Annotated in this window: 6 protein-coding genes; 5 read left to right on the forward strand and 1 reads right to left on the reverse strand. The window is 62.9% G+C overall.

The genetic code is table 11. The features are described from left to right. The coding region (locus VIW95_RS08205) for a serine hydrolase domain-containing protein (RefSeq protein ID WP_331585251.1) at positions 1-1113 on the forward strand (1113 nt) is incomplete at its 5' end. Further along, on the forward strand, positions 1106-2557 hold the full coding sequence (locus VIW95_RS08210; RefSeq protein ID WP_331585253.1) for a UDP-N-acetylmuramate--L-alanine ligase: 1452 nt from the start codon (positions 1106-1108) through the stop codon (positions 2555-2557). The genes VIW95_RS08205 and VIW95_RS08210, both read left to right, overlap by 8 nt. Before the next feature lie 156 nt (positions 2558-2713). Here VIW95_RS08210 and VIW95_RS08215 read toward each other — a convergent pair whose 3' ends face one another. After that, the gene (locus VIW95_RS08215; RefSeq protein ID WP_331585255.1) at positions 2714-3718 is read right to left on the reverse strand and encodes a D-2-hydroxyacid dehydrogenase; all 1005 of its coding nucleotides are present in this window, start codon (positions 3716-3718) and stop codon (positions 2714-2716) included. Positions 3719-3849: 131 nt separating this feature from the next. Between VIW95_RS08215 and VIW95_RS08220 the strand changes: the two genes are divergently transcribed. The 3 genes from VIW95_RS08220 to VIW95_RS08230 all read left to right on the forward strand — a co-directional run. Further along, positions 3850-4683: a PDZ domain-containing protein gene (locus VIW95_RS08220; protein WP_331585257.1), complete on the forward strand. Its 834-nt coding sequence runs from the start codon at positions 3850-3852 to the stop codon at positions 4681-4683. Between the two features lie 142 nt (positions 4684-4825). After that, positions 4826-5665, forward strand: a complete 840-nt coding sequence (locus VIW95_RS08225; RefSeq protein WP_331585259.1) for a PDZ domain-containing protein — start codon at positions 4826-4828, stop codon at positions 5663-5665. 254 nt (positions 5666-5919) lie between these two features. After that, positions 5920-8710 (forward strand): transcription-repair coupling factor (locus VIW95_RS08230; protein ID WP_331585261.1); only part of this gene is annotated, 2791 nt, incomplete at its 3' end.

Genomic DNA, 8710 nt, shown 5'->3' on the forward strand with positions numbered 1-8710 from the left:
GAAGAGGCTTTCAACGACGCGGTCGAGCAGGGGGTGATTCCCGGCGCGACGGTGGTCGCGCGACGCGGTGCGGACGTGACGTTCGAGGGCGCATTCGGATTCAGGTCAATCGAACCGAGCCGCTCACCGGCCAAAATCGAAACCGTGTACGACTTGTCATCACTCACCAAGGCGCTGGCGACGACGGTCGCGCTGATGATCCTGGCGCGCGACGGGAAGTTTCGCCTCGATGATCGCGTGACGCGCTTTTTCCCGAACTTCGGAGTGCACGGCAAGACCGTCATCACGTTTCGGCATCTGCTGGCCCATTGCTCGGGCCTGGCGGCGTGGCGTCCGTTCTACCAACGGATCGCGGAGATCGAGAAAGGCGGAAGGGTCAACTTCATGGCGAGCTACGGCTCGAAGGAATTCGCCTACGAAGAGATTCATCGCGAGAAACCCGAAGCTCCGCCGACCACGAAGACTATCTACTCGGACCTCGGATTCATCCTGCTCGGCGAGACCATCGAAAAAGTCTCGAGCGTCGCGCTAAACCGATACTGCCGCGAGAAAATTTTCCGGCCGCTTGGCCTGCGCGCCACTGACTATATCGACATCTCGCAAGTGCGCTCGCGGCGCCTGGAGCCTGTGCCCGACATGTTCGCGCCGACCGAGATGTGTCCTTCGCGCAAGCGGCTGCTGATCGGCGAGGTTGACGACGAGAACGCATTCGCGATGGGCGGAGTCGCCGGTCATGCCGGACTGTTCGCACCGGTGCGCGAGGTCGATCGAATTGCGAGCGAGCTGATTGCGTGTTACGCGGGACGCTCGGATTTCGTGCCGCAAAAAATAGTTCGCGAGTTTTGGACGCGCGACGCGACCGTGCCCGGCTCGACGTGGGCGCTCGGATGGGACACGCCGTCGGCGGAGCATTCCAGCTCGGGGCACCGCTTCTCATCGTCGGCGGTAGGCCATTTAGGTTTCACTGGAACGTCGATCTGGATCGAGCCGGAGAGCGAAGTCGCGATCTCGATGCTGACCAACCGCGTTCATCCGCGGCGCGACAATCAGAAGATTCGCGACTTCCGCCCGAAGATTCACGACTTGATCATGGATGCGCTCGAGGGTGGCTGATTCCGGCAGCGCAGGACGCCTCGCGCGCGTTCCGGCGTCGGCTCGGCGCGTGCACCTGGTTGGTGTCGGCGGCACCGCGATGGCCGCTCTGGCCGGCATGCTCGTCGAGCGCGGGTTATCGGTCACCGGCTCCGACAATCAGCTCTACGAGCCAACGGCGTCGCTGCTTAGAAACTCGCGGGTCGGATTGATGACGGGGTTTTCGCCCGCCAACCTGTCGCCCGCGCCCGACCTGGCAGTCGTGGGCAACGTGATCGTGCCGAGCAATCCTGAAGCCGTCGCGCTGCTTGCTTCGCCGATTCCGTATCTTTCGATGCCCGAGGCGCTGTGGCATTTTTTTCTGAAGGAGCGGCGCGTGCTGATGGTCGCGGGGACGCACGGCAAGACGACCTCGACCGCGATGATGGCGCACGTACTCGAGGCGGCAGGGCGCGATCCGTCGATGCTGGTGGGAGGAGTCGCGAGCGATTTCGGATCTAACTACCGGCTCGGCCGCGGCGACGACTTCGTGATCGAAGGCGACGAGTACGACACGGCGTTTTTCGACAAGGGCCCGAAGTTTCTGCACTACCGCGCCAACGGCGCGATAATCACGGCGGTCGAATTCGATCACGCCGATATCTATCGCGACCTCGAGCATGTGAAGTCGAGTTTTCGTGCGCTCGTCGCGCAAATGGATTCGTCGCGCGTGCTCGCAGTATGTGCCGATTTTCCGCACGCGCTCGAAGTCAGCGCGGGCGCGCGCGCGCGGCGGCTCACCTATGGACTGCACGAGGGCGAATATCGTGCGACCGAAATTACAGTGGGCGCGGACGGCGCGCGATTTTCGGTGACCCGCGACGGCGCTCGAATCCACGAAGCGTTCCATCTGCCGATCGGCGGCCGCATGAATGTCGCCAATGCGCTCGGCGTCTTCGTGCTGCTCAGCGCGTTTGGAGTATCCGGCGACGAGATCGCCGCGGGACTGCGCACCTTCAAGGGCGTCGTGCGCCGCCAGCAGATAATCGGAGAGGAGGCGGGAGTGACGGTGGTCGACGACTTCGCGCACCATCCGACCGCGATTGGCGTCACGCTCGAAGCGATCGCCGAGCGCTTTCGGGGCCGCCGGATCCTCGCGGCGTTCGAGCCGCGCTCGAACACGGCGCGCCGCAACGTTTTCCAGGACGCGTTCGCAGCCGCATTCGATCGAGCGTCGCGCGTTTACCTGGGCCCGGTCTATTTCAAGGAAAACGATCCGATCGCGTCCGGCGAGCGCCTCGAAACGAGCGCACTCGCGAGCGCAATCAGCGCACGCGGTCCTCATGCGCTAGCTTGCGAGTCGAACGACGAGATCCTCGAGCGGATGCTGGTCGACGCGCGCGCCGGCGACGTCGCGCTGTTCATGTCGAACGGCCCATTCGACGGCTTGAAGGAAAGATTCCTCGAGGCGCTGGCGAAGAGGTAGGGCAATCATTCCAGAGTCGGTCCGTCATCCTGAGCGCAACGAAGGATCCCGCGCGTATGCGCGCAATGAAGACGCCGAACGCAGGAGCGTCCGTCGAGATTCTTCGCTTCAGCAGCTTCCGCTCAGAATGACACAACGCGGAAGAGAGACAGCCCACTAGTAGCCCAGGTTAGGATCTATCAGGTTCAGCAGTGGGCGATTTGCCACGAACCTTTTCAGATTTTCCGCGAACAGCTCGCAGGCTTTGTCCATGTAGCTGCGATTGGCGCCGGACATGTGCGGCGTCAGGATTACATTTTCGAGATCCCATAGAGGGCTGCTGGCTTCCAGCGGTTCGTGCTCGAACACATCGAGGCCTGCGCCGCCGATTTTTTTCGCGGTCAGCGCCGCAGCCATCGCGCGTTCGTCGATCACTTCGCCGCGCCCGATGTTTACGAGGTATGCACCGGGCTTCATCGCGGCGAACTCGCGCTCGCCTATAAATTTGCGGGTGTGATCGGTCAACGGAAGAGTGACAGATATGAAATCGGATTCGCGAAGAATTGCTTCGCGATCTTCGGGGCCGAAAAAGCGCGCGGGAATTTTGCCGTCGGGATCGCCGAGTCCCGCCGGGCACCATCCGGCATCGACGCGGTCCGAGGGGTTGCGCTTAAGGGCGAGCACCTTCATTCCAAATGCGGCCGCGAGGCGCCCAGTTTCCCTGCCGATCGACCCGTAACCGATGATGGCGAGCGTCTGACCGCGGATATCGTCCACACCCGCCATGAAAGCGCCCGAGCGCATCCATTCGCGTCGCACTTGCGCGCGAATCGCGAGATGAATCCGATGTGCATATGCGAGCATCGAGGCCAGCGTGTATTCCGAGATCGGCGTCGCATGAATTCCGCTCGCGGTCGTTATTGGAATCGCACTGCTCTTGAGCGGGCCGCCGAGTACGTGGTCGGCGCCCGCGCTGAGCAGTTGAATCCATTTGACGTGCGCGCGAGTCGCGAGGTCGTTGGGCACGCGAAACGTCAGCAGCGCGTCGCATCCGGCGCCGACGAACTCGCTTACTTCCTCGACCGTTCGACATTGACGATCTGCAACGTCGGCTCCTGGCGCGGCCGCCAGGACTGCGCTGCGCTGCGCGGGTTGTAACGCGACTGTCGATATAATCTTCATGAATGCATCAAACTTTCGCACGGGTTCGCGCTCGCATCAAGGAAAAATCGTCCGGCTTGAGGAGATCGTGCGGCGGGCTTATATTTGCGTAGTTCCTCGGTCGTCGGCCGATGGCCGAGAGCGCATTGAGAATGAAGCTGAAAAAGATACTCACCTTGGGCGTGGCGACAGCCGCGTTGTTCGCGCTCTCCCATATCGCGATCGCGCAGAACCAGGACTCCCAAGATGGCTCGCAGGGCGGAGGCGACTCTGCCACCCACGGAAACGCGGGTCAGGGCAGTAGCGATGACGCCACGCTCGAGATAGCGCCGCAGCCGGGGTTGACGCAGCCGAGGCCAGCCGTCAAGGAAATTCCCAGCGACCGGAATTTCAATCCGGGCGAGGACAACTCGTCGGTCGAACCCAACTTTCGTCCCGGCACCGAGAACGGCACCGGCAACCTCGAGAGCAACGTCAACAGCAATTTCAACAACGACGTCGATAACAACCGGCCGCATGCGCGCCCCTACCTCGGCATCACCGTGCAGTACGTGACCAAGTGCTACCAGGGTGGCGAGGAGCACGGGCTCGAGGTGCTGACCATCGATCCCAACAGTCCGGCGGCGCAAGCGGGTTTACAGGCGCGATCCGGGATGACGGCAATCGGCGCCGCGGTCTCGACGCTTACCGGAATCCTGCCCGGCGGTTCGATCCTGGCCGGCAAGGCGCTGGCGACCTCCGGCGCGATGGGACAGGGCGGAGATCTGATTGTCGCGGTTGACGATAAGCGCGTGCGCGACCAGAGCGATCTGGAAACCGCGATGTCGCGGCTGAAGCCGGGAGATACGATGTACCTGACCGTTATCCGGCCGGACGGGGCGGACGAGCGAGCGCCGCACAAGACGATCAAAATAGCGGTGCACGTCGGGGCGGTCGGCGAGCCGATCGCGAATGCGGGGCCGGCCGGCAGCGCGTTTACGCACTGATTCAAGAGTTCATTTCACGATTTACGATGGTTCCTCGATAGCGCGGCGGCGTCGTCGCTGCGTGATTTTAATCCTTGAGCCTCGCGGAAATCGGATCTAATATCCTGACCGAGCGCAGAAATCTGTATCGAGGTGATCGGTCATGCGAAGTCCGAGCGTCCTCATCGGCTGGCCGCTGCTAGTCGTTCTGCTATGCCCCTCCGCAATCCTTGCGGCAGACACCTCCAACGACCACGCCTCGCCATCGATAGCAGCGCAACCCAACGACGCCGCGAATCTGCGTTCACCTGCAGGACAGCCGAGCGACAGCGCGAATAGGAGCACCCCCGCGCGACAGCCGGCTGAGTCGACGACGCTCGAGGTCGCGCCGCAACCTTTGGCCAAAGTTCCCGCACCCGACAGTCGCGAGACCGCCGAGCAGCGCGCTTTTCGACAGTCGCGCGAAGACGAAATCGCAAGGCTCAATCGCAATTTCCATCCTCATCCTCAGGATTCGGAGGACAGTCATCCGCTGTTTCTCGGCTTCGACCTCGAGGACACGACGGAGTGCTATCTGGGCATGGAGGAGCACGGCTTCGAGGTCGTGAGCGTATACCCCAACAGTCCGGCGGCGCGCGCAGGCATGATCGGGAGAACGGGAAGCACACCGTCGGGCGACTTGAAAGCAATCGGCAGTCTGCTGCTAGGCCCCGTCGCGCTGGTCACTTTCCCGCTGCTGCGAGCCTCGGGCGCGCTGGGTACGGACGGCGATCTGATCGTCGCGGTGGACGACGTGCGCGTGCGCACCAGGGAGGAGATTCTTCACGCGCTCGGCCATCTCAGGCCGGGCGACACGACTTACATTACGGTGATCCGGCCGCTCCCCGGCGGGTACCATCGCACGATGCGCATCGCGCTCCATATCGACCCAGTGACCGACGCGCCACCCGGAACGTCGCCGAGGGCGGCGCCGTCGGTCGCGACGGAAAGCGCCGCGAACTGATCTGACAGCAGCTCACCGCTTCCTCAAGGAAGGAAGTCCTGCATCGTTATGATGATACGGGTGCAGAGGTCACCCGTGCCGAAGGAAGCGTGAAACGCAGCGTGGGTTTCACATAAAATAAAGTTCCCTCTCTTCTTTGACGCGACGCGCGTTCGCACGCCCTTTTCTGCTATCATTTTCCGTGACGCCAGCGGCATGTGCGCTCCTTGCGCGCATCGCCGCAGGGCGAATTTGCGTATTGGGATCGGAAAAAGTTGCAACGAAGCCTCAAAGAAGCAGCCGGCGAACTCCAGGCGCGGCTTGTGGCAAATACCGAGCGCCGATTCCCGGTGATGGGGCTCCGCGGTGCGGCCGGCGCGCTGATGATTCGCGAGATGCGGCTGCGGCTGACGCGTCCGATCGTCGCGGTCACATCAACCGCGCCGGAAGCCGAGGCTCTCGCGGGAGAGGTCGCTTTTTTCCTCGATGAGGCTGCCGACGCCGACGCGGCCACGCGCCGGGTGCATCTGCTTCGTTCATGGGAAGTGAAGCCGATGGCGCAATTGTCGCCGCCGACTGACGCACAGGCGTCGCAACTCGCCGCATTGTTCGCGATGATCCGGCATGAGTCGCCGCTGATCGTCACCTCGGCCGAAGCGCTGATGACGCGCACGATTCCGCGCACGATCTTCAACGAATCGATCGTCAAGGTCGCCGTTGGCGACAGCTTGGATCTCGACGCCCTGGTCGAAGCGCTTGCGGCGTGCGGTTATCAGCGTGTGCCGCAAACCGAAGAGCAGGGCGACTTCAGCGTGCGCGGCGGAATCGTGGACGCGTTCTCCCCGCTCTATCGCGACCCGATTCGCATCGAGCTTGAAGACGACGTGATCACCTCGATTCGCCATTTCGACGCCGACAGCCAGCGCTCGGGCGAAGAACTCGTCGAGGCGACGATCACGCGCACGCGTTACGTGCCGCCTTCAGCCTTGAAAGACCCCAAGCTGCGCGAGCAGGTCACGCTGCGCGCCGCGGAAATCGGCATGGTGCGCAAGGAGGCCGCGGAACTGTCCGAGGCGCTCGAGAACGGGCTGTTGTTTCCGGGTGCGGAGCTGCTGATGCCGTATGCGTTCGGCCACGCGCTCGACAGCGTCTTCGACTACATGCCGTCGGGCACGCTGCTGTGGCTGGTCGATCCGGGGCGGGTTCTTGCCGAGGCAACTCGCTTTGCCGACGCCGTCAACAATGAGACCGCGGCGGCCGCGCAGAAGCCCGCGTTTCATCCTGCGCCCGAAGCGCTGTTCATCACTGCGGACGCGTTCGAGCGGGCGCTCGGAAACTTCACCGCGGTCGAGGTCGGCTCGTTGGTGACGATGGCGGCGCCGCGCGAAGGATGGGCGGTGCCGGTCGAAGTCAAATCGCAGAACGCCTTGCGGCTGGGAGCAAACCAGCTGAGCGGAGTGCGGACGCCGCCGAGCTTCGAACCGCTCGCGACTGAACTGCGCGAAGTCCAACGGGGGCAGGGGCGTTCGCTGATGATCGTCGAGGGACCGCATCAGGTGGCGCGCTTGCGCCGTCATCTGGAGGCGTGGGACCTCGAGGTCAACGTCGAATGCAAAAGTCTGTCGGCGCTGATGGAATGGCCGGACTTTCGTCCCGCGATTATGGAAGGCGAGATTTCCGCCGGCGTCGTCTTGCAGGAGGACGGCCTCTACCTCTACAGCGAAGAGGAAATTTTCGGAGAGCCGCGCGCGCGCCGGCGCAGGCGTCCGACCGCGAAAGGGGCGCTGCTCAATCTCGAGGAACTGAAGCCAGACGATTTCGTCGTGCATATCGATCACGGGATCGCCAGGTATCGCGGCCTGCGGCACATGAAGGTCGCCGACGTCGAGGGCGATTTTCTGAATCTCGAGTACGCGGGTAACGACACGATGTACGTTCCGGTCGAGCGAATAAATCTCGTCCAGCGGTACATCGGCGGCGATAATGCGGAGCCCAAGCTCGACAAGCTGGGCAGCGGCTCGTGGGAGAAGGTCAAACGGCGCACGCGGCAGGCGGTGCTCGCGATGGCGGCCGAGCTGCTCGACATCTACGCCGCGCGCGAGGTGATGGAGGGGCACGCATACCCGGCGCCAGGCGCGGACTACGACGAGTTCGCTTCGCGCTTCGAGTTCGAGGAGACGCCTGATCAGCAGTCGGCAATCGACGACGTCATCCGCGATCTGACGCGGGTCAAGCCGATGGATCGCCTGATCTGCGGCGACGCCGGCTTCGGCAAAACTGAAGTGGCGCTGCGCGCCGCGTTCATCGCGGTGATGGACGGACGGCAAGTCGCCGTACTGGTACCGACGACGATCCTCGCCGAGCAGCACTGGAACACCTTCCGCGAGCGCTTCAAGGATTACCCGGTCCGCGTCGAGATGGTCTCGCGATTCCGCAGCCACAAGGAAAACAGGGCTGTCATCGACGATGCCGCTGCGGGCAAAGTCGACGTCATCATCGGGACGCATCGGCTGTTGTCGAGCGACGTGCAGTTTCCCCGGCTCGGCTTGCTGGTCATCGACGAGGAGCATCGATTCGGCGTGGTCGATAAGGAGCGAATCAAGAAGCTCAAAAAACTGGTGCCGGTCCTGACGATGACGGCGACGCCGATTCCGCGCACGCTGCACATGGCGATGCTCGGCATCCGCGATCTCTCGGTGATTCAGACGCCGCCGCCGGACCGCCAACTGATTCGCACCTTCGTCGCGCATTTCGACGACGCAACTATCCGTGACTCGATTCTTCGCGAACTGAACCGCGGCGGCCAGGTCTTCTTCGTTCACAATCGCGTCGAGAATATCGACTACATGGCGAGCCATCTGCGCTCGCTGGTGCCCGAGGCCAGGACTGCGATCGCGCACGGGCAGATGAAGGAGCGGCAGCTCGAGAACGTGATGCGCGACTTTATCGAGAAGCGGGTGAACGTGCTGGTCTGTAGCGCAATCATCGAATCGGGCCTCGACATTCCCAACGCCAACACCATGATCATCAACCGCGCCGATCATTTCGGCCTTGCGCAGCTATACC

The sequence above is a fragment of the Binatus sp. (SeqCode) genome (genome assembly GCF_036522015.1).
Classification (GTDB): Bacteria; Desulfobacterota; Binatia; order Binatales; family Binataceae; genus Binatus.